The sequence below is a fragment of the Williamsia sp. Y844 genome (assembly GCF_056786475.1).
The window spans coordinates 2,106,986-2,131,199 of the sequence record NZ_JBXCJB010000001.1 but is presented as its reverse complement, the minus strand read 5'-3'; the positions used below and the strand labels follow the sequence as shown (position 1 = coordinate 2,131,199).

23 protein-coding genes are annotated in these 24,214 nt (G+C 64.7%); 9 read left to right on the top strand and 14 right to left on the bottom strand.

The window, feature by feature from the left end; genetic code table 11:
• The first annotated feature begins 36 nt into the window (after positions 1–36).
• Positions 37–576, top strand: a complete 540-nt coding sequence (locus AC1TQG_RS09635) for a ferritin (protein ID WP_482136696.1) — start codon at positions 37–39, stop codon at positions 574–576.
• 82 nt (positions 577–658) lie between these two features.
• Here AC1TQG_RS09635 and AC1TQG_RS09630 read toward each other — a convergent pair whose 3' ends face one another.
• The 5 genes from AC1TQG_RS09630 to AC1TQG_RS09610 all read right to left on the bottom strand — a co-directional run bounded on the left by AC1TQG_RS09630 (position 659) and on the right by AC1TQG_RS09610 (position 5,066).
• Complete coding sequence (locus AC1TQG_RS09630) at positions 659–1,573, bottom strand: DUF5926 family protein (RefSeq protein WP_482136695.1); 915 nt, start codon at positions 1,571–1,573, stop codon at positions 659–661.
• Positions 1,574–1,582: 9 nt separating this feature from the next.
• A complete protein-coding gene (locus AC1TQG_RS09625) occupies positions 1,583–2,368 on the bottom strand; it encodes a glycerophosphodiester phosphodiesterase (RefSeq protein WP_482136694.1) in 786 nt (261 codons plus the stop codon).
• Positions 2,365–3,429, bottom strand: coding sequence for a DUF4328 domain-containing protein (locus tag AC1TQG_RS09620; protein WP_482136693.1), 1,065 nt, complete (start codon positions 3,427–3,429; stop codon positions 2,365–2,367). The genes AC1TQG_RS09625 and AC1TQG_RS09620 overlap by 4 nt, the downstream gene beginning before the upstream one ends.
• Positions 3,426–3,788, bottom strand: coding sequence for a rhodanese-like domain-containing protein (locus AC1TQG_RS09615; protein WP_482137307.1), 363 nt, complete (start codon positions 3,786–3,788; stop codon positions 3,426–3,428). Before AC1TQG_RS09615 ends, AC1TQG_RS09620 begins: the two co-directional genes overlap by 4 nt.
• 408 nt (positions 3,789–4,196) lie before the next feature.
• Complete coding sequence (locus tag AC1TQG_RS09610) at positions 4,197–5,066, bottom strand: S49 family peptidase (RefSeq protein WP_482136692.1); 870 nt, start codon at positions 5,064–5,066, stop codon at positions 4,197–4,199.
• 73 nt (positions 5,067–5,139) lie between these two features.
• Here AC1TQG_RS09610 and AC1TQG_RS09605 point away from each other — a divergent pair, with 73 nt between their 5' ends.
• Positions 5,140–5,883, top strand: a complete 744-nt coding sequence (locus AC1TQG_RS09605) for a VOC family protein (RefSeq protein ID WP_482136691.1) — start codon at positions 5,140–5,142, stop codon at positions 5,881–5,883.
• Positions 5,884–5,893: 10 nt separating this feature from the next.
• Here AC1TQG_RS09605 and AC1TQG_RS09600 read toward each other — a convergent pair whose 3' ends face one another.
• From AC1TQG_RS09600 to AC1TQG_RS09580, 5 genes are all read right to left on the bottom strand, one after another.
• Positions 5,894–6,991 (bottom strand): winged helix DNA-binding domain-containing protein, encoded by a 1,098-nt coding sequence (locus AC1TQG_RS09600; RefSeq protein ID WP_482136690.1) that lies wholly within the window; start codon positions 6,989–6,991, stop codon positions 5,894–5,896.
• A 13-nt stretch (positions 6,992–7,004) separates the two neighbouring features.
• Positions 7,005–10,529 (bottom strand): ATP-binding protein, encoded by a 3,525-nt coding sequence (locus tag AC1TQG_RS09595; RefSeq protein ID WP_482136689.1) that lies wholly within the window; start codon positions 10,527–10,529, stop codon positions 7,005–7,007.
• The gene (locus AC1TQG_RS09590) at positions 10,526–11,326 is read right to left on the bottom strand and encodes a DUF4194 domain-containing protein (protein WP_482136688.1); all 801 of its coding nucleotides are present in this window, start codon (positions 11,324–11,326) and stop codon (positions 10,526–10,528) included. Before AC1TQG_RS09590 ends, AC1TQG_RS09595 begins: the two co-directional genes overlap by 4 nt.
• Positions 11,323–12,876 carry a DUF3375 domain-containing protein gene (locus AC1TQG_RS09585; RefSeq protein ID WP_482136687.1) on the bottom strand — a complete coding sequence of 518 codons (1,554 nt, stop codon included), beginning with the start codon at positions 12,874–12,876 and terminating at the stop codon, positions 11,323–11,325. Before AC1TQG_RS09585 ends, AC1TQG_RS09590 begins: the two co-directional genes overlap by 4 nt.
• A 124-nt stretch (positions 12,877–13,000) precedes the next feature.
• Entirely contained in the window at positions 13,001–14,161 is a 1,161-nt protein-coding gene (locus tag AC1TQG_RS09580) for an iron-containing alcohol dehydrogenase (RefSeq protein ID WP_482136686.1), read from the bottom strand.
• A 172-nt stretch (positions 14,162–14,333) separates the two neighbouring features.
• On the opposite strand from AC1TQG_RS09580, the gene AC1TQG_RS09575 reads away from it, so the two are divergent.
• From AC1TQG_RS09575 to AC1TQG_RS09550, 6 genes are all read left to right on the top strand, one after another.
• Positions 14,334–14,498, top strand: coding sequence for a hypothetical protein (locus AC1TQG_RS09575; RefSeq protein WP_482136685.1), 165 nt, complete (start codon positions 14,334–14,336; stop codon positions 14,496–14,498).
• Positions 14,499–14,694: 196 nt separating this feature from the next.
• Complete coding sequence (locus tag AC1TQG_RS09570; RefSeq protein WP_482136684.1) at positions 14,695–15,297, top strand: superoxide dismutase; 603 nt, start codon at positions 14,695–14,697, stop codon at positions 15,295–15,297.
• Between the two features lie 273 nt (positions 15,298–15,570).
• On the top strand, positions 15,571–16,128 hold the full coding sequence (locus AC1TQG_RS09565) for a peptidase (protein WP_482136683.1): 558 nt from the start codon (positions 15,571–15,573) through the stop codon (positions 16,126–16,128).
• A 180-nt stretch (positions 16,129–16,308) separates the two neighbouring features.
• Positions 16,309–17,037 (top strand): TMEM165/GDT1 family protein, encoded by a 729-nt coding sequence (locus AC1TQG_RS09560; RefSeq protein WP_482136682.1) that lies wholly within the window; start codon positions 16,309–16,311, stop codon positions 17,035–17,037.
• A gap of 64 nt (positions 17,038–17,101) precedes the next feature.
• Positions 17,102–17,863, top strand: a complete 762-nt coding sequence (locus AC1TQG_RS09555) for an SDR family NAD(P)-dependent oxidoreductase (protein ID WP_482136681.1) — start codon at positions 17,102–17,104, stop codon at positions 17,861–17,863.
• Positions 17,864–18,044: 181 nt separating this feature from the next.
• Entirely contained in the window at positions 18,045–19,064 is a 1,020-nt protein-coding gene (locus AC1TQG_RS09550) for a zinc-dependent alcohol dehydrogenase family protein (protein ID WP_482136680.1), read from the top strand.
• A gap of 78 nt (positions 19,065–19,142) precedes the next feature.
• On the opposite strand, the gene AC1TQG_RS09545 is transcribed toward AC1TQG_RS09550, so the two are convergent.
• From AC1TQG_RS09545 to AC1TQG_RS09535, 3 genes are read right to left on the bottom strand one after another with little or no spacing between them, the layout of a single operon-like run.
• Positions 19,143–20,279 carry an MAB_1171c family putative transporter gene (locus AC1TQG_RS09545; protein ID WP_482136679.1) on the bottom strand — a complete coding sequence of 379 codons (1,137 nt, stop codon included), beginning with the start codon at positions 20,277–20,279 and terminating at the stop codon, positions 19,143–19,145.
• On the bottom strand, positions 20,270–20,797 hold the full coding sequence (locus AC1TQG_RS09540; RefSeq protein WP_482136678.1) for a hypothetical protein: 528 nt from the start codon (positions 20,795–20,797) through the stop codon (positions 20,270–20,272). Before AC1TQG_RS09540 ends, AC1TQG_RS09545 begins: the two co-directional genes overlap by 10 nt.
• A gap of 31 nt (positions 20,798–20,828) precedes the next feature.
• Positions 20,829–21,362, bottom strand: a complete 534-nt coding sequence (locus AC1TQG_RS09535; RefSeq protein ID WP_482136677.1) for a helix-turn-helix domain-containing protein — start codon at positions 21,360–21,362, stop codon at positions 20,829–20,831.
• 269 nt (positions 21,363–21,631) lie between these two features.
• On the opposite strand from AC1TQG_RS09535, the gene AC1TQG_RS09530 reads away from it, so the two are divergent.
• The gene (locus AC1TQG_RS09530; protein WP_482136676.1) at positions 21,632–22,405 is read left to right on the top strand and encodes a hypothetical protein; all 774 of its coding nucleotides are present in this window, start codon (positions 21,632–21,634) and stop codon (positions 22,403–22,405) included.
• Positions 22,406–22,442: 37 nt separating this feature from the next.
• Here the strand turns inward: AC1TQG_RS09530 and AC1TQG_RS09525 are convergent, their stop codons facing one another.
• Positions 22,443–24,080 (bottom strand): TM0106 family RecB-like putative nuclease, encoded by a 1,638-nt coding sequence (locus AC1TQG_RS09525; protein ID WP_482136675.1) that lies wholly within the window; start codon positions 24,078–24,080, stop codon positions 22,443–22,445.
• Positions 24,081–24,214: the final 134 nt, after the last annotated feature.

Below are 24,214 nucleotides of genomic sequence, written 5' to 3'. Positions count from 1 at the left end.
TGACAACGGCTTTGACCTGCACCTACGCTCGTTGACATGAGCACCAAACGTACACATTTCCACGAGCTCCTGCACGACCAGATCCGCGAAGAATTTTCGTCCGCGCAGCAGTACATCGCAGTGGCCACGTATTACGACAGGGAAGACCTGCCCCAGCTGGCCGCGCACTTCTACGCCCAGGCCGCTGAAGAGCGCAACCACGCGATGATGATCACGCAGTACTTCCTCGACCGCGATCTGCCCGTCTACACCCCGGGCATCGATCAGCCGGAGAACAACTTCGCCGACTACCGGGCGCCGATCAAGCTGGCCCTGGCACAGGAACAGCGCGTCACCGACCAGGTCGTCGCGCTGGCCAAGGCCGCCCGCGACGAGGGTGACTACCTCGGCGAGCAGTTCATGCAGTGGTTCCTCAAGGAACAACTCGAAGAGGTCGCCACCATGCGCACCCTGCAGACCATCGCGCAGCGTTGCGAAGGCAACCTGTTCGATCTCGAGAACTTTGTCGCCAGAGAGATCGCCAAGGCCGCCGCGCCCGACGCGACGGCTCCGGCGGTTGCCGGTGGCAGCCGGTAGTTCCTCCACCACAAAGCGGGCCCGACCGGATCTGATCCGGTCGGGCCCGCTTTGTATTGTCGGGACTGCGCTGTCGCGAGCCTTAGCGCAGTGTGACCTGGCGTGCCCGGATCCCGTCGCGGGACCGGCGCTCTTCGCTGGTCAGCTCGGCGTCCGTGGCCAGGGCCTCGTTGAGCTGTTGGTTGAACCTCTCGGCGCCCGCAGTCCATTCCTGGGCATGCAGTTCGCGGTCCAGGTCGAATACCGGGACGAGTAGTCCGTGTGTGCGGAACGAGCCGGCAAAACGCGACCCTTCGCCCAGCGTCAGGCCACCGGCCGCGTGAACGCGTGCCAGGGCGGCCATCATCTCGTCTTCGTCCTCGGGCCGAACCCAGCGCAGATGGGCACGTTCACCGGCATCGACCCACCACGGGGCGCCGACGAAATCGCCTTCCAGGCGTGCGGACGGATGGATCGCGGCGTTGGCCTGCTCGATCATCGCCTTGATCTGGGGAGCCGGATCGGCCTGCCCCTCGATCCACCAGTTGAAGTCGTCGTGGACGGTGACCGTCAGCGACTTGGTCGGATCGAACACCTCGGTCAGCGGCTTGGAGTCAGCCGTCGCGACCTGCGAAAGCGAGTCTCCGGCAGCACTTTCCGTCGCCCACTGGATCGCCGCGGCCAGAGCAAGGCCCGGATCTTCGGGTTCGGGCTGGGTCTGCAATGCGACAAGACCGACGGTCGCCGAATCCTCGTCACGCACCAGCGCGGGGCCGGCTCCGGGCAGGACCGTGACCAGCCGGACCGGGTTGGCGCCCGGAGCGATCAGGGGCAGGTCAGCGGTTGCCGAGGCCACGAACGAACGCAGGGCCACCAGGTCGCATTCGGCGGCGAGGCCGGCGAATGGACGGGGTACCTGCGCGACCGCCTCGGCCAGCCGCTCTTTCCGGGCTGCTACCCGCTCGGCGCGATTACTTCCGGGGCGTGGACCACTGCCACGTTTACTCTTCTTTGCCACGCCCCGAACTTACGCAGCGAGCCAACCCCGGACCCGGTCGGGGTAGTTGGTTGCGATCCATCCGACGCCCAGGTCGGCGCAGAACGTGGCGTCGCGGCGTTCGTCAACGGTCCAGCAGTAGGTCGCGCGACCCGCAGCGGCCGCGCGGTCGACGGCATCGGGATGTTCGCGAAGCGTGGAGATCGACGGCCCGATCGCGGTGGCACCCACCGCCGTCGCGGCACTGCCGCCGAGGAAACGAGCGGTGTCCCCCAGCAGGACTGTCGGCAACATCGGGGCGTTGCGGCGGATCCGCCAGACGCCTGCGGTGGAGAACGAGATCACCACCGCCCGGCTGTGGTCGGCCGATGCCGGGCTCGCGACGCCGAATCGTTGCAGCTCGGCCAGCAGCAACTGCTCCACCAGCCCGCCGAATCGCACCGGATGTTTGGTCTCGATGAACAGCCGCACCGGCCGCTTCCAGTCGAGCGTCAGCGACAGCAATTGGGGCAGTGTGAGGATCTCGGCCTGCATACCCGAACTGTGCCGGGCACCGAAGTTGTACTCCCGGAGCTGGGCAAGTGTGAGTTCGCTGACGACACCGGAACCGTCCGAGGTCCGATCGATCGTACGGTCGTGCACGCAGACCAACTCGTGGTCGGCGGTGAGCCGCACGTCGCATTCGAGCCCGTCGGCGCCTTGTTCCAAAGCGAGTTCGTACGCCGCGAGGGTGTGTTCCGGCAGATGGCCCGAGGCGCCGCGATGCGCAACGACCGCAGGCTTCTCCTGCCGGACCACCCTCGGGGTGTCACTCATGCCGCGACCACGAATCGCTTCGGGACCGAAACCGGCGCTTCCCGCGCCAGGAGCCGGGTGATGGTCCACCACAGCGCCACCGCGAACAACGCACTGAGCAGGTTGGTGACGATCACCAGCACCAGCGCGTTCGACTGCCACACCAGGGAGTCGGCAAAGATGCGGATGCCGACCCCGGTGGCCACCAGCGCGTTGACAACCAGCCAGCCCGCCCACAGCCACCACAGTCGCTTGCCCGTGTAGTCGGGAAGCAGATCGTCCCGGCGGTCGAGGAGCTCACGGAAGAACGCCAACGGCTTGACCAGGTTCAGGATCGGGATCCAGCAGCCCAACATGATCTGTTCGGGCGTACGGGGGTCCCGCTGATCATGGCGGCGGTAGGCCACACGACGCTCCTCGATCAGCCAGCCCGCGAGCGCGAACAGGCACGCGATCATCATGCCGACCGCGGCCACCCCGGTGGCGATCACCGCGGTCCGGGCCGCGAGCACCATCGCGTAGCTGACCGGGGCGTCCAGATTGATCACGAGCAGCACGTACAGCCAGGTCTGAGCGAGCGCGGCGAGCGTGAGGACGACCGCGGAGGCGATGAGTAGCTGCGGCAACTTCGCCGCCATCCGCTCGATATACGTCTTTTCCGGTGCGACCGGCTCGGAAAGCGGGGTGTCGACCAGACCCCAGCCGGGGTTGTGGTCGTAGTGGGGGGTCGGTGTGGGCTCCGCGGCCACCCGCCGTCGACCTGCCGTTCGCGCCACCCCCGAATACGTCACCACCCATTTCACGCGCCGCTGGGGCCGAGGTGCCGGACGTGATGTGCCGGCTCCGGTCGTCCGGGCCGGTACGTAGGTGTGATTACGTTCGGCCTGCGTGATCGGGCGGCCGGGAGCACTCATCTGGGCGCCGGGAGCGGCCCCCGGCCGCGCGATCCGGCCGTAGGCGTCCAACGGGGTGAGCGGACCGTTGCACCGCGGACAATGGGGGCGGCCGGGATCGTGAGGACCCGCGATGCGGCAATTCGGGCAGTAGTCCCGTGCCGGCGGTGCTCCGGTGGGTCTGCTCACGGGGAATTCCCCGGGTCAGGGCTGGCTCCCCCTGCCCCCGAACCGTATTCCAGCGGTCGACCGGACTGCGCCCAGGACACCATGCCGCCGATGACGTTGGCGCCCTGAAATCCCCGCTGCATCAGGTAGCCGAGCACCCGCGCGGACCGGCCGCCGGAATGGCAGATGACATAGAGGTCTGCATCCGGGTCGATTTCGTCGATGCGGGCGGGCACATCCCCGAGAGGGATATGGAGGGCACCGGGCGCATGACCTTCCGCCCATTCGTCGGGCTCGCGCACGTCCAACAGAATCGCATTGGTCGCGCCGACGAAATCGGCGGGCAGCTCGGTTACGGGTACCGAAGGGATTTCCGACATACTCACTCGACCATGGTGGCACGCACGGCGTCCGCGCGGCACGAGCTGGGACTTATCAACAAGTTATCCACAGGGCCTTCATTTTGGTCAATTCCGTGCCGAATCAGGGTCGACGATTGAGCATCTGACATGTTCTGTGACCAGCTTCAACTGAAATTGTGACGCGGTTCACTCTATGTCCACCTTTCTTGGTGACTTCTCCACAGTTTCCACAGCCTCATCCACAGGTTGACCCTTGGTCGGCACCCTTTGAACCAGCACATTAGGGGGTGCCTGTGGATAACTTTCGGTCTACGTCCGTCGGCTACTCACAGGCAATCTCAAACAACGGGCCCATTTATCCACAACCCACCCGTCACTTTGGCACCACCAGCGGGTTTGCATTCTGGCGCCGAAACGGGGAGAGATCTAGACCCCGAATCGCATCCGCTGAGCGCGGCGCTCGACCGCTGAGATGGCACCGCCGACGAAGCCGTCGACCGCTTCGGCGCTCGCTCCGGCCACCGTGGTGTCCGATGCCACACCTCCGACGAGTCGGGCCAACAACGGCTTGGGCGAGGCGATGATCTCCAGTTCGGCATCCGGGAATCGCTCGGCCATCACCGACCGGAGGACACCGATACCGTCGACGAGTCCCACATCGGCCGCCGCGCGGCCAACCCAGACATCACCGTTGAAGAGTTCCGCGTCCGTCCCCACGAGTTTTGTGCCGCGGCGCTGTCGCACCCATGTGATGAAGGCACCGTGGAGGTCGTCCTGCAGACCACGTAACCAGGCGACGTCCTCGGGCTCCTCCGGGGTGAAGGGGTCGAGCCGGGACTTGTTCTCACCGGCGGTATGGACCCGACGCTCCACCCCGACCCGGCTGATCAGGTCCTGCAGGCCGAAGCCGGACGAGACCACCCCGATCGAACCCACGATCGACGTGTGCGCCGCATAGATCTCGTCGGCGGCGCACGCGATCCAGTAACCACCGGAGGCCGCGATGTCCTCGCAGAAGGCCATGACGCGCACGCCCTTCTCCGACGACAACTGCCTGATGCGCTCCGCGATGTACTCCGACTGCGTCGGCGATCCACCGGGTGAATTGATCACCAGAACAACCGCTTTGAGTCGTTCGGTCTCGAATGCGCGCGTCAGGTTCGATTCGAGGTTTTCTGCGGTCATCCCACTGCGACCGGGCCCGATCCCACCGATGGTCCCCTCCAGACGCACAACTGCAACCTTGTCGGCGTGCGCCTTTGCCATCCTGCGTGCGATCTTCTTCAAGGGACCCATCAGTCCACAGTAAGCGGACCCGTCCACCGGAATGACGGGGCAGCGCCGGCCCCGACCCCCCACACTGGCCTATATGACAGTCCGATGGCTCTCCGCCTTCTTAGACTTCCCGCGCGAGAGTTTCAGCGACGAAGTGACGTTCTGGCGGGCGATCGCCGGCAGCACGGTGTCACCGGCCCGTGGCTCCAACCGCGAGTTCGCCTCGCTCGAACCCTTCAACGGCGACCCCCACCTTCGGGTCCAACGGATCGATTCCGGCGATGGTGGCGTGCACCTGGATCTCCATGTCGACAATCTGACCGAGTCGATCCACCAGGCGAGTGCGCTCGGCGCCACCATCGTCTCGAAGAATCCCGGCGTCGCGGTCCTGCGTTCACCCGGCGGTTTCAGTTTCTGCCTGGTCCCCTGGCAGGGCGAAAGCCGTCGCTCCCGCCCGATCCGCTGGCCCGGCGACACGATCAGCATCATCGATCAGCTCTCCATCGACGTCCCCACCGCCGACTACGACATCGAGTGCGACTTCTGGGCGGCACTGACCGCCTGGCCGTGGCGGCAGGGTCTACTACCGGAGTTCCGCAACCTACGCCGACCCGACGAGATGCCGCTGCGCATCATGTTGCAGCGGGTGAGATCCCGGCACATCGGCGGTCATCTGGATCTGGCGAGCACCCATCCCGAGGAGGAGGTTGCCCGGCACGAGGGCTGGGGTGCCAAAGTGGTCGAACACCAACGCTTCTGGACCGTGATGGAAGATCCGATCGGACGGCGCTACTGCATCACCCACCGCAATCCGCGGTCCGGGAATTTGGCGCAGTGACACACAAGGGTTAGGTGCCTGACGAGTCTGCAGTGCAGAACGCAGTGAGGCGCTCGCGTTCTGACTCCACACCACGTTTCTCAGACGCAGACACCTTGACCAGGTAGTTGACGTCGATGGCGGTGTTCTTTCCGTCTTTCACCGGCTTCCAGGTGCCCGCCACCCGGCCGTCGACCAACACGAATCCGGGTGATCTTCCGTTGGGGGTGACCAGATGCGGGAACACGTCGTCATCGACCACCCGTCGGCGATCGGTTCCCTGCGCGACCACGATGTTGTCGAAGGGCGCCACCAGACGGGCCTGCGCAGGCAGGGTTTCGTCGGCAAGGGCCATGCCCGCGAGGTCGAACAGTTCCTCGCCGTCCGGGCCGGTCAATTTGTCCAGCTCCCAATCGGCTTCCATCGCCTCGACGACGGGACGGAGTCGTGTCATGCCCGCCCAGCTCTGGATCCCCTTGATCGTCGCGGGGCCGAACCCGCGTAGGTACAGGCGGATGAGATCTTTGACCGCCTCGTCCCCGGTCACGGCCGACTCACCGGGACCACACCAGTCGTCGTAGAGGCTGTAGGTGGTGGTGGCCGACCCCTCCCACGTTCCCCGCGGCGGTACCTGGACCAGCGGCACCAGGCAGCGGACAACGGTTGCCAAAGACGCCGCGACGGCGTCCGGCCAACGCTGCGCCAGGGCGGCGCTGAGATCTTTCACGGAAAGCTCTGTACCGCTGAGCAACTCACGTCCGTGCCGGGCCACGTCCTCGGGATCGGCGCCTGCCAGATGCTTGACGTGGTTGTTCCGCATCTCGCCGTCCATACTCGCCTGGGCCAGCGGTCGCACCCAGCGCGCGTCTTCGGCATCCATGAGGAAGACGGTGCTGCGCAGTAGTGCCATCCGCACCACTTCGCGACCGGTCATCAACTCATCGAGGTCCGCCGGGTCGAAATCGGCTATCCGCGACCACAATCCGTAGAACGCGACCTTGGGATCCTGGGACTGCAACCCGACGCAACGATCGAGTACGTCGAGCACATCCTCGTCAACCCGTTCGAGGAGGTGCTGCCGCTGCAACAACGTCCGGTTCCACTGCCGCAAGCTGATCGGTCCGGCCATAGCTCACCCGTTTCTATTTACGTCCACCCGAGGTCCGCGCATCGGCCAACTCGCCGAACGTGGCGGCCCGGGCATCGGAGCGAGCCCCGGTTTCACCGACCTGCTTGTCCACCAGGATGACCTGGCCGATGAATGGTTCGACGATTCCGACCATGCGGATCGGGGCCGCGATGATCAGCTGGAATCCGAACTGCTCGAACGCCCGCAACGACTGCGAACTGAAGGTCTCATCGGACTTGCTGAACGCCTCATCGAGCATCAACGGTGCAAAGCTGGGCCGAGGGTCGAGCTCCGCCTGCCCCTTCGCCTCGTGCCCACCGTGGCTCAATGAATAGCTCAGCGCCGCAGCCAAACAGAACGCCACCAGCTTCTCCTGCTCGCCACCGGAGTTCGATGCGGTGTTGCGGTAGGTGTGCACCGGTGGATCGTCCGCAGGTGCACCGGCCGCAAGCTCCTTGCCATAGAACGTGTAGCTGTTGCGGACGTCCAGGACGTTGTCGCACCAGCGACGGCTCTCGGCATCGGTACCGGTGAGCCGGGCCACCAGATCGCGGATGCGATAGAACTGGCGGGCCAGCACCGCACCGTCGCCACCCTTGGCAGCCGGGGCATCCCGGATCATCTGGTCGACGATCTTGGCGAACTCCCGGGACTCGTCGGTGGGATTGTGCAGCTGCGCGATCTGCAGATAGGTGCCCTCGTTGAAGTCCACGCGGTGCAGTCCGAGGTTGACCTCGGCGATACCGCGCGTGATGCGCTTGTTGGTGTCGGTGATCTCCTTGTACAGGTTCGACACCGAATGGCTGATGTCCGTGGTGATCAGCTGCCGGAAGCGCTGCTGCGTGGAGGCCAGACCGTGCTCGACGAGGCTGGTGTGAATGGACACCAGATCAGCGGCGTACTCGATGGTGGCGCTCAGGTTCGCCGACGCCTCGGGCCATTCCCGCAAGAAGGCCTCTGTCGCCCGCACGACTTTGTTCTCCGCGCCATCGCGTTCGGCATTCGCCTTGCCGACAATCGCTTCCAGTGCGTTCCGCAGATCCGAACGCACCTCGCCGTAGTTGTCCAGGGTCAGCGTCTTGCCACCCACGGACAAGGTCTCGGCGAGCACCTCTGCGAGGTACCCGCGGTCTCCGTCGTCGATCTTGAAGTTCTCGGCCTTGACCTGCTCGAACTCGGCAAACCACCGGTCCCAGTCAGATCCGATGTGGCCCAACTGATCACCGAGTGCGCCCACCCGGGCCACGGCCTCACGCCAGTCGGCGCGCGCGATCTCGACCTGCTCTTCGAGTTCGGCGAGGTCGACGCGGTTCTCGCGGACCCGGTCGATGCGGGCGTTCAACTCGTCGGCATCGCGCTGCGACGACCACCAGTTGAGTTCGGCCCACGATGCGTATCCGGCCAGCGAATCGGCATTCTTCGCGCGTTCCCGGTTCTGCTCCAACAGATCTCGCTTGTCCTGGGCAGCTTGACGAGCCTCGCGGTACACCGCTTCGAGGTGATCCCGAGACTCCTCGAGGGCAGCGCGTTTACCGTCGGTGTTCGACCCGAGAATCCACTGGGTACGGTCCGACACCGACCGGCGGTCGTCCTTACGGAAGCGGTCGCGGCCGGACTTCACCAGACCCTGCGGCGTCACCGCCAGCAGATGGTTCTCGAGTTGGGCAGGCAGATCGACGCACATGTGTTCGGCACTGTGCGCCACCACATTCGCCAGCCACGACCCCGCCGGATGGCGACGGTCGACCAGGAGCTTCTCCGCCAACGATCCGGGCACGGGCACGCCCGGCGATGACGCATTCTCTTGGTAAACGCGGTATTCCAGGACGCCACCGAGGTTGGTGCGGTTGACGAAGTCGCCGATCGTCCGCCGGTGGGTCTCCGGCACGAGCATCGTCATACCGAGGCCACGGAGCACCCGTTCGGCGGCGCCGGCCCAGCGGTCCTTCTCTTCGGGGTCGACGTCGATCAGTTCGGCGGCAAACGGGAGGTCCTCGGGCGGCACACCGGTGGCCTGCGCGATCCCGTCACGTTGCCCGAGCACCTCACGGGGCAGCAGCGACCGACGGGTGTTGAGGCTCGACAGTTCTTCGACCGCACCCTCGTACGCGCGGCGCGCATCGGTCTCGGCAGCGAAGAACGAATGCGCCGACGTCGCGAGCCGTTCTGCCGATTCCCTTGCTGCCCGGGCGATCTCCGGTGCCCGCAACCTCAAGGCCGCGAATTCGTCCTGGGTCTCCGGGGTCTGTTCACCGAGTCCGCCCACCAATGTGGAGTAGCGCTCGTAGGCCCGGTTACGTGCGGTCACCTGCTGTTCGAACGACTTCAGTTCCGATTCGAGAGTGGTCAGCTCGCCCTTCTCGGACGTCAGCTGATCACGCAGGGACCCATGGCGCTCTTCACGTTCGTCGGCCAGGTTCTCCCAGTTGGCGACCTCGTTGTCCAGGCGCAACCGGTCGGCGTCGATCCGGTCGAGACGTTCCTGCAACAACGTCATCCGATGCTCGCGCATGAAACCACGCATCGGTGGACCAAGCAATGTGCCGGCCCTGGTGGTGGATTCCTCTGCGCTGCAATAGGTTTTCCACGCCTCGGGGATCGGGCGCAACACCTGCTCCTGCGCATTCGCGCGCGCCGCGGCCTGGTACGCCTCATCGAGTTGGGTGAAGTTCTCCACCAATCGCTCGGCCTTGGCGTAGGTCTCCGGGCGATCGAGCATGTAGGTACGGATGAACAGGTTGAGGTCGCCGACGTTCTTCATCGCCTTGGCCTTGCCCATCAACGACAGCGCGGCCGACGACTGGCCGATGCCCACCCGCCGGCGCAAGGCCTCCTGATAGGCACTCTGCACGTCGAAACACTCGACCGTCGGGTTGGTCGTCCGGAAACGCCGGATGTCGAAACCGCCTTGGGCCCAGGCATTGAGCGACAACAGATCCCAGTGCCCGTCGTGTAGCTGGTACCACGACCGCAGCGAACTGCCATCGGTACCCGAACCGGGGAACCACTTGATCGCAACCGCGGTTGTCGCCGACCCTGCACCGTTGTCGTAGGTGGCCGCGATCGCCGACCAGGTGGCACCGTCGGCGCGTAGGTACTGAACCTGCGACTGGTTGTAGCGATCGTCGTTCTCCGCCCATGCACCCCGCACGTAGTCGGCCATCGAACGGGCAGCCTTCTTGGCGCCCTTGGCGGTGAGGTCGGCCGACGCGTTGAAGACCTGGTCGTAGGTGGGCAGCAGGACCACCGAGTGGCCGTCCATCATCGACGACTTACCCGACCCCGACGGACCCGTCAGCATCACGCCGCGCTCGTCGATCGGGTAGTCCTTGTATCCGTCGAACGTGCCCCAGTTGACCATTTGAAGTCTGGTCAAACGGAACTGCCCGATGTTGAGCGTGCGCCTGCCTGCCAGTTCGGAGGGTCGAGCTCCGCCTCCGGCTTCGTCTCCGGATGGTCGAGCTCCGCCTTCGGCTTCGTCTCCGGCGAGTTCGGATGGTCGGGCGCCGTTTTCGTCACGTTCCAGGATCTCGGTCATGATGTGCGCTCCTGGTCATCGAGTTCGGCCAGATCGGTACCGGCCTCCTCATAGTCACCGGCCAGGCGTCGATACGCCTCCGTGTACGCGGCCACCTGCTCGGGTCCGAGCAGGGAGGCGATCACGCCCAGCACCACAAAGCGGTCGGTGCCCGGAAGTGCCCTGATGATCTTGCGGGATTCGAGCTGATTGATCGCGGCGTCGATACGTTTGACGAATCCGGCCTCGTCCGTATCCGACACCGGCTTGTAGGTGAGCATGTGGTCGATGATCTCGCCACGTTCGACCACCACCGACTCGTCGGCACTGGTCAGGTACTTCTGGCGGAGGAACAGCGCCAGCACCGAGGCCGCCAACGTCAGTGTCTGCGCTCGCAGGATGTTGCGCTGCCTCGGGTCGTTTTCCGAGACCTGCCTGGTGAACGCGTACTTGTGTTCCCGATTGATCTCCAGCTGCAGATTCAGCTCTGACAGCCTCGACCGGATGACCTCTTCATGGATCTCGATCGTCTTCCAGTTGCGTGATCGCACCGAAACATGCGCCGCGGCAACAAGTTCCTGTAGGGCGTAGCAAACCGGTGCGGGCAGCGCCGAGGTGTCGCCCTCGAATCGCGCGTCGACCCGGACCTCACTGATGCTCCCGACCGGTACCGATCCGTCGAATGCGAAGTGGGACAAGTCGACCGGAGGCGCATCGAATGCCTCGGGAGAGTCGACGAACAGGTCATCGCCGTCCTGCTCCACCGCGACCTGTGGTGCGTCCGCCTGTTCGGGGACTTGATCTTCCGATGTGGTCATCGACCTCTCCTGGTAGAACTGGGGGCGGATGCACTGGGGGCGGTGTCATCGGGACCTGGCTCATCGAGCAAGTGCATCACCTCGTGCGGCAACGCCGTGATCGGATCGGGTAGCGCGCTGGTGAATCGCACTGCGGGCAAGTAGATTTCACGCAGCCCACGGGCGGTGTGGGCCAAAACGGTGACGGTGCTGTCGTTGTCGGTGGCGCCGTGACGCTGGGCAAGCGACCAGATGCCGACCACGTCACCGGTCCGGGCTTTCGGCAACCGGGCGAGTACCTCGTCGATGCCCGCCGGACCGATGCTCAGCGCCTCGTTGACCGCATCGGTCAGCGAATGCCAGTCGATCGACTCCACACCCACCAGGTCGATGGGATTGATGCTGATCTCACCTGCGGTATCGGCGACCGCACCCGGCGACTCGACGATGCCGTCGTGGAATATCAGTGCGCCAACGGAATTGGTGACCGCGGCACTCATGGGGACCTCGATTCCCATGTCGCGGCCCGGACCGGCTTCGGTGAACGCGACCATCGCGGCCCGCTGGGCATCGGCGATCTGCGCCCGCAACGCGCGGTAGTGCAGGAAGTCGCCGTCCTTGACGAAGGTGTTGATGCGGCGGTAGACCTGCCCGCGCACCTCGTCGACCGCCTGTACCTCGTCCCACATACGGTCGATGAACCCGGTCAAGGTGTCGAGGAGGTCGGGCGGCAGATTCGGCAGCCCGGTGGCGATCCGCTCGATGCTCGACTCCAGAGCCTCTCGCAGACGGTGATCTGCGATGAGCGTGTAGAAGGTGTCGAAGGCCTTGCCCTCGTCGGAATCGGCCAGGGCGTCATGTCCGTCGAACATGCGGTTGAGGACGTCGGCGTGCGATCCCTGCTCGGCATCGATGCCGGTGGTCAACAGTGCCCGCGAGTTCTCGCGCATCTTCTCGCCGTATCCGATGATGTCCGCGGGCATGCGCTCCGCGAGTGAAGTGACCATCCGAATGTCGTCGAGCACCCGTCGGGTATCCACTGTCGGCACCGCACCGGCGGCCAATTCTTCTCGCCGCCTGGACAATTCAGCGATCTTGCGGTCGATGTCCCGGATGTGCTCACCAGGGTCGGGGTCGATCGACACCGCGATGTTGGACAACCGCGACATCACGAGTTCGAGCACGGTCTCGGTGGCCACCGTACGGTTCTGCCGAACCGCCTGCACCTGTGCGATTGCCTGGGTGGCACCCCGGGTGAGTTGATAACGCTCGATGGCGGAATCGTTGTGGAGTGTGCGCGCCAGGTATCCGGCCCGCACCCACCGGTCGAGGAGGTCGTCCGGCGTCGGCAGTTCCCAGCCACGATCGGTCCAGTGCCCGGCCAGGTCGTCGAGGTCCTTCTCGATGCCGGCCGCAAGGTGGTCGCCGTCGACCTGCCCGTCGGCCAGCCGTGCCGCCATGATCGCCAGGTACGGCACCGCGCTACGGGAACGCAGGAGCCGCAGTGTGACGTCGCTGTCGGCGTTGTCACCGTAGGCGGCATACAGTTGCGCGGCAGTCGGCCGTGCCATGTGTCCCCCTCGGTTCTTCTCACTTCGTGTGTTGCGGTGGTCCAGCCTTGGACGCGCGGCAACCCTCGCAGGTTGCCCGCAGGCGATGATAGTTGCCGCTTCGGTGCGCCGAAGACCTCACGTATCAGCTGTAGATCTCCGCGTAGAGCTTCTCGATCTCTCCGGCGGACGGGATTCGCGGATTGTTGGCAGGGGAACCCGACTCGATCGCCTGGCGCGCCATCAGCGGGATCAATTCGTCCCAACGCTCCGGCGCGATACCGCTGCGTTGCGGGGTGGGGACCGCCAGTTCCTCCGACAGCCTGGTGAGTTCGTCGACGAGTAGACCAGCTGCGCGTTGATCGGAGTCTGTCACCGCGGCACAGCCCAGTGCGCGAGCGCAGTCCGCGTAACGCTCGGTGGCGCTGTCAAGGGAGAACCGGGTCACCGCCGCGAACAGCATGGCGTTCGACAGACCGTGCGCGACGTGGAAGTGCGCGCCGATCGGCCTGCTCATGCCGTGGACCAGCGCCACGGATGAGTTGGAGAAGGCGATCCCGGCATGGAGCGCCGCCTGCATCATCGCCGACCTGGCGTCGCGATCTGAACCGTCGGCATACACCCGTCGCAGGTGCCCGCCGATCGCCGTGATCGCTCGCAGGCAGAAGTCGTCGGAAAACGTGTTGTTCTTCCGGCTGACGTACGCCTCCACGGCGTGGGTCAGCGCGTCGATACCCGTGTCGGCGGTGAGCCGGGCTGGCATCGACAGCGTCAGCTCGTAGTCGACGATCGCCGCGACCGGCAAGAACGCGCGTCCGATGCAGAGCATCTTCTCGTCGCTTTCGCTGTCGGTGATGATCGTGAACTGTGTGGCCTCGGATCCGCTTCCCGCGGTGGTCGGCACGGCCACCACCGGCAATCCCGGCGCATCGTTGCGTAGTGGGGCCTTGTAGTCGCGCATCGTGCCATTTCGGACCGCGAGCAGAGCCAACGCCTTCGCCGTGTCCATCGGGCTGCCGCCACCGAAACCGATCAACAGGTCCGCCCCGTGATCGCGGACGGCCCGCAGCCCCGATTCCAGCGATGCGGTGGTGGGATCGGGAACGGTTCCGTCGAAGTAGTCGGCGTCGAGTCCGGCAGCCTCCAACGCCCGCACGACGCGTTCTGGCGCACCCTGCGAAGACAGGAAACTGTCGGTGATCAGGAGTGGTCGACGAGCGCCGAGTCCGACGATCACGTCGGGTAGCTGATCGATCGCCCCGGCTCCGATGCGGATCTCTCGCGGCAGTGCGATGGAGCTGATCATCGGGTAATCCTAACCACCCACCCGATCGGGATCTCCCGGTCACAACAAGGGTGCCGATTTACCCGTTCGGGTTGAGTCGCGGGAGCAGACGTGTTTAGCTGTGCGACACAAAGCCCCTGTGATCACAGTCACTTCGGGCCGAAAAAGCTGATTGCTGACGGTAGGAGATCGGGTGGCATCCTCGACCAGCTCAGGCGCAGGCGCCCGACGGTTCGAGCGTCGCCGAAGCGCGTGGCCGGGGTCCGAACCCATCAATGTCGCGACCCGGTGCGTCACCACAAGCATCAGCATCGTCGCCCTCCTTGCGCTCCTGCTGATCCTCATCTTCTTCGCATAGCCGCTGGTCCACGACCTGTAGACCGCCACAATCGGACACCTCAAACCTCAACTGGGCTTGAGGTGCATTCGGCGTGCGGTATTGCACATCCCAACCGCCTACGGAAGGGTAGAACTGCGTTCAATTGGGTAAGCCCCTTAAATGCCCAGCGCCGACTACCAAGCGGGGACGACCGGTCCCCAGTGAGAGGAACATCGTGTCTGACTACACCTTGCCGGAACTCGACTATGACTACGCAGCTCTCGAGCCGCACATCTCCGGCAGGATCATGGAGCTGCACCACAGCAAGCACCATGCCACCTACGTTGCCGGCCTCAACGCCACGCTCGGCAAGCTGGCCGAGGCACGCGAAGACGGCACGATCGCAGACAAGGTCGCAGGCCTGACGAAGACGCTGGCCTTCCACCTCGGTGGCCACACCAACCACTCCATCTTCTGGAAGAACCTGTCCCCCAACGGTGGAGACAAGCCCGAGGGCGAGCTCGCCGCAGCCATCGACGACCAGTTCGGCAGCTTCGACAAGTTCCGCGCCCACTTCACCGCCGCCGCCGCCACCCTTCAGGGCAGTGGCTGGGCCATGCTGGCGTACGACGAATTCATCGGCCAGCTCGTGATCCTGCAGCTCACCGATCAGAGCGGCAACATCCCGCCGAACCAGACCCCGATCGTGCTGCTGGACATGTGGGAGCACGCCTTCTACCTGGACTACCAGAACGTCAAGCCCGACTACATCAAGGCTTGGTGGAACATCGTCAACTGGGCCGACGCCGCTGAGCGTTTCGCCAAGGCGACTGCTTGATCTCGTAAATCCGGCAGGTAACTGCGCGGCAGATCTACTCGAACGGCGATCTCCCCCAGCCCGGGGGATGGTCGCCGTTTGGCGTTCGCGGGCGAAACTTCTCCTCAACCCGCCGTTGTGGCAGTCGAGTCGGCTTGTATGCCAACCGTTTACCGGGCATGCTTCCAATACAGCTCCGCAAAACCGACAGCTCCACAACACCGCGATATGCGTCGCGACCGGTCAAAGGCGACCCACAGCAGTGACATTCACTTCCGGCAACAGGAGGTCACCATGAACGAGGACGCCACCGGACGCCATGCACCGCGGTCCGGACTGAAACCGATCGGCCTCACGCCCTTCCATCAAGAGGGCCAACTGCGAGGCATTCTGATCTCCGGCCGCTGGCCTGACACCACCCTGGAATGGACACAGACGCTGGTCGCCTCGGTCCGCATCGCGTGCCGACCCGGATTTCTTCGGACCACAACTGTATTCAGCGTCATCGAGGATCGGCCCGAGGCTTGCGATCCGGACACGGTCGGCCTGATGCTCGCGGTGGGCAGTGTCTTCGACAACAGTTTCGCCGAATCCGGGCACTTCACGACCCCGCCGCCTGCACTGCTGATGCTCCATCCGCCCTCGGAGACCAAGCCGTCCCTGCCGGAATGTTCCGATGTCGCGTCGGGGTGCGTGCTGCTTCCGGGCCTCCCTGAACTCGGACTCGATCATCGTGCGGGCTGGGCCGAGGCAGAGGCCGACGGGACTGTCGTCATGATGCGAAATCAGATCGGCGTGGACCTCGGTACCGACCCCGACACCGCAGTTCTCGCGATGTTGCTCGCCGCCTGAGTACCGCCGGATCACGCAGTCCGCGCACGTCAGGACCACGCGGAGAACCGAGCCGGTAAACGCGGGTAAGGGAAACCTAAGTTTCGGGTAGCCTAACTTTTAAAAAAGGTCGCCCTACCTGCATAAATACGGGTGAACAATCACTTGCGCAAATATGAGAATGCCATTTACGTTGGCTAAGTGATTACCGCATTCCTGGTCAGCTTCGGCGTGATCTTCGTGGCCGAACTCGGCGACAAGTCACAGCTGATGGCGATGACCTATGCCCTCAAGTACCGCTGGTGGGTGGTGCTCACGGGCATCACCATCGCGACAACCCTGGTGCATGCGGTGTCGGTCGGGTTCGGCCATTTCCTCGGTTTGTCCATCCCCTCCGATCTGCTCACGATCGTCGGTGGCCTGGCGATGCTGGTCTTCGGCTTCTGGACCATCCGCGGCGACAGCCTCGACGACGACGAGTCGGTCAAGGCCGACCGCGTCACCAAGTCCGTGTTGTTCGCCGTGATCGGATCGTTCTTCCTCGCCGAACTCGGCGACAAGACGATGCTCGCGACCATCACCCTCTCGACCGACAACAACTGGCTCGGCGTGTGGATCGGTTCGACCATCGGCATGGTCGCCGCCGACGCCCTGGCGATCGGAGTCGGCGCGATGCTCGGCCGGCGCCTGCCGGAGAAGACGATCGCCGTCGGCGCCGCAGCACTCTTCTTCGTCTTCGCCGCCTGGCTGACCATCGACGGTCTGGTCAGCGCCGACGATCTCACCATCACCATCGCGACGATCAGCCTGGTCGCGATCATCACAGCGGTCGGCGTGTGGTTGATCAGGGCCCGTCGCGAGGAAGCCGCGCAGTTGGCCCGAGCCAACCAGACAGCAGCCGACCGGGCTGCCGCGAAAGTCTCTGACTAGGGTGTATAGACGCGGGGTCTAGGACGTTCCCCGTGGACACTCATCGAAGGGACGGCATCAAGTCGTGGAGATCTCAGGATCAGCAGTATTGGTCACCGGTGGAGCCTCAGGTCTGGGCGCGGCCACCGCCAAGCGTTTCGCCGATGCAGGCGCGGTTGTCTTCGGGCTGGACCTGCAGCCGTCGATCGACAAGGCCGAGCCGGTAGAGGGTGTCACCCTCCTGGCCGCCGACGTCACCAGCGAAGCCGACGTCGAAGCCGCTCTCGACACCATCGCAGAGTCCGGTGCTCCGCTGCGGGTTGCCGTGAACTGCGCCGGTGTCGGCTGGGCCAGCCGCATCCTGACCAAAAAAGGTCCGCACGAGCTCGAACTCTTCCGCAAGATCATCGAGATCAACCTGCTCGGCACGTTCAACGTGATGCGCCTGGCCGCAAACCGCATGCAGAGCCAGGAGCCGGTCGACGAGAACGACCAGCGCGGCGTCATCATCAACACCGCCTCCGTGGCAGCGTTCGAAGGCCAGGTCGGTCAGATCGCCTACTCCGCCTCCAAGGGTGGCGTGCACGCGATGACCATCACCGCGGCCCGCGACCTCGCCCAGGTCGGCGTGCGCGTGTGCACCATCGCCCCCGGCACCATCAAGACCCCGATGCTCGACGGCCTCACGCCGGAATTCACGAAGTCCCTGGAAGCCGGCATTCCATTCCCGAAGCGTCTGGGCGTACCCGACGACTACGCGAAGCTGGCGGCGTTCATCGTCGACCACGACTACCTCAACGGCGAGACCATCCGGATGGATGGCGCGCTGCGGATGGCTCCGCGCTAGCCACCTCAGATCTACCGCAAAAGCCGGGTTCCTTCACGGGGCCCGGCTTTTGCATCTCCCGATCGGACCTCCGTTCAAACCAATCGAGGGGCTTCCTGGCGATACATCTCTCCTCAGTGACTCCCGCTGGCCACCAGATGCTGGTTATGTGGAGGTATCACCCCCGATGAAGGGAGCACTCATGCGAGGAGTCATTCTCAACCAGCCCGGTGACGTGCGGGTCGAAGAGCGTCCCAACCCGGTGATCGTCGAGCCGACCGATGCGATCATTCGTCTCGCGGCGACCTGCGTCTGCGGATCGGACCTGTGGCCCTACCGCGGCGACGACCCCGCCGATCACATGCCCATGGGGCATGAGTACGTCGGTACGGTCACGCACATCGGCGACTCCGTGGAGAATCTTTCGGTCGGCGATTTCGTCGTCGGGTCATTCTTCGCCTCGGACAACACCTGCGAAATCTGCCAAGCGGGCTACCAATCGCGGTGCGTGAACGCAATCCCCATCGGCGCGATCGGCACCCAGGCCGAGTACGCCCGCATCCCCCTTGCCGACGGAACACTCGTCGCCACACCCGGTCAGCCCGACCCAGACCTGATCCCATCGCTACTCGCGGCCTCCGACGTCCTGGGCACCGGATGGTTCGGTGCCGTCGCCGCCGAGGCCGGACCGGGTAAAACCGTCGCCGTTGTCGGTGACGGCGCCGTCGGACTGCTCGCAGTCCTGGCTGCCAAAGAGCTCGGCGCCGATCGGATCATCGCCATGAGCCGTCACGCCGACCGCCAGGCCCTGGCCCGGGAGTTCGGCGCCACCGACATCGTCGAAGAGCGCGGAGAAGACGGCATCGCGAAGATCAAGGAACTCACCGGCGGTCTGGGCGCGCACTCGGTCGTCGAGGCAGTGGGCACGCAACAATCGATGATGCAGGCCATCGGCTCCACCCGTCCCGGAGGCCACGTCGGGTACGTCGGCGTCTCCCACGACGTCGAACTCCCCGGACTGGACTTGTTCTTCTCCGAAGTTCATCTGCATGGCGGACCGGCACCGGTGCGCCGTTTCCTACCCGAACTGATCGACCTCATCTGGAACCGCACCATCGACCCCGGCAAGGTCTTCGATCTCACTTTGCCGCTCGAACAAGCCGCCGAGGGCTACCAGGCCATGAGCGAACGCCGCGCCACCAAGGTCTTGCTGACCGTCTGACGCGAAATCGACCGTGGCGGATGAAAACCCACGTCCGACAACGGGTTCGCCAGGGAATTCGCGTTCCCACACACGAAGCTAGGCCACCCGGTGTCGTACCCGCGTGGTGCCGGAGGCCGCGCGACCCAACTCCCGCGAGAGTCGTCGTAGCGGCCTGGCATCGGAGTCGAGATCGTCGGCGGCCCCGACGAGCACCTCGCGAACCGCACCGGACGAACCACCGGCTTCCCGGTAGGTGGCGACGGCAACGAACATGGCGTCGGCCTGCTCGGCGATCGGCCGACTGTCGAAGTCTTCCGGTAGGTACGGACTGAGTTGCAGGACCGCGTCCCGAATCTCGATGACACGACGCTGGTACATCAGGTTGATCGAGCCCTCGACGCGGCCGCCGGTTCGCGGCGGCAGGACCACCTCCGGTATCGCGGAGGTGGTCAGGGTCCACAGCGATTCGAGTTCTCGATGGTGCCGTCGATGGCGGATGTCGTGGCGCAGCGTCATCCACCGCGCCCGCACCATCGGGTAGGAGATGCCTGCGAGGAACAACACCGCACCGACCGCCGAGATCACCCCTGCGATCGTCAGCAGGACCGGAAGGCTGAACAGACCCAGACCGGCCGACACCACAAAGACTGTCTGGATGAGCGCGCCGACGCCGACCATCGTCAAACCTGCCAGCAGGGCGATCAGCGAGTGCCGCAGATAGCCCTCCGCCAGGCCGACATAGCGCGCGATCGACAGGACACAGGCGCCAAGCGCGTAGACGAGATAGCTGCCGGCGATGACAAAGAACAACGCAAAACCGATGTGCTGGACAGTCCACTCCGACACGCCACTGGTCCGCACCGGGGTCGGGGTCGCGAGCATCGCGACGTTGAGCCCGATCATTGCGACAACCAGCGGTACCGCTTCCATTCCGGCGCGGCGCCTGCGACCGCTCTCAGCGGTCCCGAAGAAGAAGACGACCACCAGGGCGGCCACCCCGATGGCCAACAGGCAGTAGAACAACACCCGTCCGGCCCCGGTGAACAGAGCCGAATCGAGCCACTCGCGCACCTGCGCGTTGGTGTCGACAAATGCCAACGTCATCGCGGCGACAGCCACCGTCAAAGCAAGTGGTTGGAGGCCGGCACGCTCTCGCCGGATCCGATCGATGCGCCAGCACAGTGCGACGGCGAAGATCACCAAGGCAGCAGCGTTGACAACACCTACAACCATCCCGAATGCCCCCCGAGCACGCTTTGAATACCGCGCAATCCCCCATGTCTAGCCGATCGTCCAACACCTTGCACAGCCTTCGCCGCCCATTCCCTGATGATCGTCGCCAGCATCTCGGCTTCCCACTCACGCTCATCGGAGTAACAGGTACGACCCAGGGCGTCGTGCATGGGCTGTTCGTCGCCACCAGCGGGCGACAACGCGCCACCGACCACCATCGAGGGATCAGAACCGAGGATCTGATGACCGGCGATCAGGTGCCCGAACTCGTGGACGACGATCTGATCGCGGTGAATTCTGGTGGTGCTGGCCTGATAGAAGAAGTAGTCGGCGTCCTCGGCCATCATCCAGACGCCGTTCGGCATCCCAGCCGGAAGCGGGTGCGCGATGATCTTGATGGCTCGCCCGCGCTTCTCGCCGTACAACCGACACAGCTGTTCGGCATCGAGCGGCAGATCGAGCGACAGATCGGCGAGCTCGCGGCGACACAGCGCCCGCAAAGCTCTTTCGGACCGCATGACCCCGTACGGTACCGCCCCCCCTCGAAAGCTAGTCGGCGGCTTCGTGCCTTTCGACAACGCGCAGCCCGGAGTGGCCGTGGCCGAGTTCGGGTTCAGAGGACTTCAACAGATCCGGCGGATCCGCGGACAGACCCTGCTGGACGCGAAGCACCTTGATCAATTCGTTGACGACCGTCACCGAATCACTCGACAAGCCGGCGAGACGGAACGCCGCCAACTGCACGTTCGTGTCGGCCTGCAGGCGCATCAGGTCGATCTGGTCGCGGGTGCGCTGGGCAGCGCGGTCTTCGAGGAAATAGTGGACGTCCACACCGAACGCCGCCGATATGCCCTCCACCGTGCGGAAGGAAGGCGACTTCGCCTTACCGGACCGCAGTTGACTCAAGTACGACTCCCCGAGTCGGAATCCGAGTTCGGTCGACCGATTGGCGATGGCCTTGGCGCTGTAAGCGCGACCGTTGGGCCCGGGTACGGTCCGAAACAGCTCTTCGAGTCGCCGGGCGAACAGACCCGGGTCGAAGGTGGTTGTCTCTGGATCTACCGGTTGCACATTGTCAGTCATTCCATGCTCCACACGCATCAAAGGTGTCCCTCTGTGAGGCCGATCGCCGCAGCACGAACGGCTAGCAGTTCGGAAAATTCACTACGCCGTATGCCCTGTTTGCCATATGGTAGCTTACTGCAAAATAGCTGCCAATCAGGTTCAGGCGCTCCGGGGGATGCATGATTTTTCCGGTTTGGGCGGAGTCGACGCTGACTTGCCCACCTGAATAAACCGTGAACAGGCGAAAATTTCAATAGCTGATTTGTGGAAGCCAACCTGGAGGATGGATGCCGAAGCATCGGGCGCGCCGTGTGAGCACCCTGCGGTGGTCGGCATTTCTCGGAATGTGCGCTCTGCTCATCGGCAGTATTTCCCTGTTGGTGACCAATTCCGCGGCTTCCGCACACTGCATTCCGGCATGGTCGAACTGCGAACATCAACACTCGCCGACCCAGACCAGCACACCAACCGAGACCAGCACCGAAGTGCCCGTCGATCCGGGATCACCCACAAGCACCACGACAACGCGGACCCGACCTCCGGCTCCGCCCTACAACCCGCCTGCAGGCGGTGGCGCCACATCGACGTCGTCCGATGGCAATTCGCTGCGGACCTCGACCAGGCCGCCGGGCCGGCTCCCGAAGTCGAACACCCCGGCAACGCCCGACACCCAGGACGCAGGCGTCACCCCGCTCGCGCCGACCGGCGGTGGGACGGGTGGCGGTGGGACGGGAGACGGTGGCGGCGCCATCGGCAGCAGCGTTGCGGTCGAATCAATTCCGACGGTCGAACCCGCGACAAGCATCCCCGCCCCGACGGCACCCCACCCGGATTCACAACTACAGAACCCGGCCCCGGCAACCGTCGCACCCGTGAACACCGCCATCGACCCGGTGTCGGCCTCCGCGCAATGCGCTTTGGGAACCACGGATTCGGGCGGCTGCTTCGGGGCCGATACCGCACGCGACCTCGCACCGGCCGGCCTACTCGTCCTCGGTGCGCTCGCACTGCTGGGAAGTGGCTCGTTCCTCGAATCGCTGCGCGGCTCACTTCGGAGCTGACAACCTCACTGCCGCTCGGGATTCGCGGCCCCGGGATTCAGTGATCGGACGCAGGGGCGGGCGCCGGTAACTCCGACCCCAGCGGAATGTGCTGTGCTCCCCCATCATCCATCCACTCGCGCAACGCCTTGGTGGCACGGACGTCGTCCTCGTTGTATTCGAGCAACCGCACGCGCTGGGTGTGGTCGACATCGTCACCGTCGAGTCCGACCGCGCGGCGATACCACTGCATCGACGCCTCACCACCGGCCTCGTCATCGCGCCACGTGAAGCCCGCATGGGGGGCTATTTTCTTGAGACCTTTTCCTTCGGGGCTCAGAAAATTGCGGCTGACCGCTTCATAGATATCCACCCAGTGTTCGGAGTTGATGAATGCCGTGACCTCGTCGCGCGTCGGAATACCCGGGTGACCGGCAAATCGATCGGCGGAACCCAGCAGCCACCTGTTCTCGGCCTGCTGTGAATAGCAATATGCCGCGAATGATTTGCCATTCGCAATTGCTGTCTGTAGTTCCGTCATCAGCCACCCCCAGAACTCGGCGAAGGATCGCGCCTCGTCCACGGTCGGCAGCGGCGTCCAGGTGACAAACGGGATGTAGCGCACCGGGCGCGACGGATCGGTGTTGTCGGTCAGGAGGGTGCCCCACAGATATGCGCCGTCGTCCTGATAGCTCTCCATGTCGACGTCGACCTCGACGTCGGCCCGCACCACCTCGACATCGGGCATCCGGCGAATCAACTTCACATCCGCGAGATAGGCCCGCGCCAAGAGGATCGGATCGTCCAGACTCGACAACCCTTCGGGAAGCGGGCCGTCGTACCCCGCGAGTTGATCGATGGTCCGCACCCCGACCGTCGCGAGCATCTGGGTGAGATTCCCGTTGACCACCAGGCTCACATCGTGGGCCTGCTCGAGTTCGGGTCCGCAGACACTCCACCAGATGCAATTACGGCACTCCCCGATCCGCGAGGGCGCTGTTGCGACCTTGCCGCGCGCGATGCCCAGCCGGCGCTGCAGGAGGTCGTCGTAGCGGACCACGGCGTCGGTGAGGTCGTGGACCACCATCGCCGTGGGGTCGAGACCGATCACACCGCCGGTCGGGGTCGTCGCCGCCAAGTCCAGTTTCTGCAGCATGCGATACAGATGCGCCAGGCGGGTGGTGTCGCGAGAGTTGCCGCGGACCTTGCGGGTCTCGTCCACCGACGGCTGCCATGTCCACACTGGGCTGGTGACCGCACCGGACCCCGCATCAAACGATTTGTGATTGACCACGATGACCGGGACGTAACCCGTGTCGGTCCGGATGAGCATTTCCGCCCAGCCCCGACGTCCCGACTCTGGGTCGTCGGGCAGGGTGGCGCCCCAGATCCACTTGGCGCCTGCGTTCATCGCAGAGACGGTCGCCTTCGCCCGTGCCCGCGCCGTCCGACCCGAAGCGACGTCGGCCCAGCGGTGCAACTCGTCGGCATGCAGGCCATGCAGCATCTCGCGGACGCGCTCGCGGTGCGCAGCGGCCGCCTCCTTGCGTAGCGCGACCGACGGGTCGTCAGGAACCGACTCCACCTTGGGAAAGAGGGAATCGCGGGCGAGCCGATGCTCGCAGCCACTCAGATCGCGAGGACTGAGTAACGGGGGTCTTTTCGGGCCAGATGGCACCGATGAACGAATTGCCATCCACATCATCCTTCCGTGCGCGTCAGCGGTGCATGCGCCGGACCCACGCTATGTAATGCTTGTACCGCAACTGCACGACAATTGTGCAAGCCGCTTGCGATGGCGACGGGGCGGGTGGTCACTACGAGAGGGTC

Coding starts and splice junctions, on each gene's coding strand:
- AC1TQG_RS09540 (WP_482136678.1), bottom strand. CDS start 20,797: ATGCGGTCCGAAAGAGCTTTGCGGGCGCTGTGTCGCCGCGAGCTCGCC.
- AC1TQG_RS09610 (WP_482136692.1), bottom strand. CDS start 5,066: ATGGGTCCCTTGAAGAAGATCGCACGCAGGATGGCAAAGGCGCACGCC.
- AC1TQG_RS09595 (WP_482136689.1), bottom strand. CDS start 10,529: ATGACCGAGATCCTGGAACGTGACGAAAACGGCGCCCGACCATCCGAA.
- AC1TQG_RS09525 (WP_482136675.1), bottom strand. CDS start 24,080: ATGGCAATTCGTTCATCGGTGCCATCTGGCCCGAAAAGACCCCCGTTA.
- AC1TQG_RS09585 (WP_482136687.1), bottom strand. CDS start 12,876: ATGGCACGGCCGACTGCCGCGCAACTGTATGCCGCCTACGGTGACAAC.
- AC1TQG_RS09565 (WP_482136683.1), top strand. CDS start 15,571: ATGAACGAGGACGCCACCGGACGCCATGCACCGCGGTCCGGACTGAAA.
- AC1TQG_RS09590 (WP_482136688.1), bottom strand. CDS start 11,326: ATGACCACATCGGAAGATCAAGTCCCCGAACAGGCGGACGCACCACAG.
- AC1TQG_RS09625 (WP_482136694.1), bottom strand. CDS start 2,368: ATGAGTGACACCCCGAGGGTGGTCCGGCAGGAGAAGCCTGCGGTCGTT.
- AC1TQG_RS09530 (WP_482136676.1), top strand. CDS start 21,632: ATGCCGAAGCATCGGGCGCGCCGTGTGAGCACCCTGCGGTGGTCGGCA.
- AC1TQG_RS09600 (WP_482136690.1), bottom strand. CDS start 6,991: ATGGCCGGACCGATCAGCTTGCGGCAGTGGAACCGGACGTTGTTGCAG.
- AC1TQG_RS09545 (WP_482136679.1), bottom strand. CDS start 20,279: ATGGTTGTAGGTGTTGTCAACGCTGCTGCCTTGGTGATCTTCGCCGTC.
- AC1TQG_RS09535 (WP_482136677.1), bottom strand. CDS start 21,362: ATGACTGACAATGTGCAACCGGTAGATCCAGAGACAACCACCTTCGAC.
- AC1TQG_RS09615 (WP_482137307.1), bottom strand. CDS start 3,788: ATGTCGGAAATCCCTTCGGTACCCGTAACCGAGCTGCCCGCCGATTTC.
- AC1TQG_RS09580 (WP_482136686.1), bottom strand. CDS start 14,161: ATGATCAGCTCCATCGCACTGCCGCGAGAGATCCGCATCGGAGCCGGG.
- AC1TQG_RS09605 (WP_482136691.1), top strand. CDS start 5,140: ATGACAGTCCGATGGCTCTCCGCCTTCTTAGACTTCCCGCGCGAGAGT.
- AC1TQG_RS09635 (WP_482136696.1), top strand. CDS start 37: ATGAGCACCAAACGTACACATTTCCACGAGCTCCTGCACGACCAGATC.
- AC1TQG_RS09550 (WP_482136680.1), top strand. CDS start 18,045: ATGCGAGGAGTCATTCTCAACCAGCCCGGTGACGTGCGGGTCGAAGAG.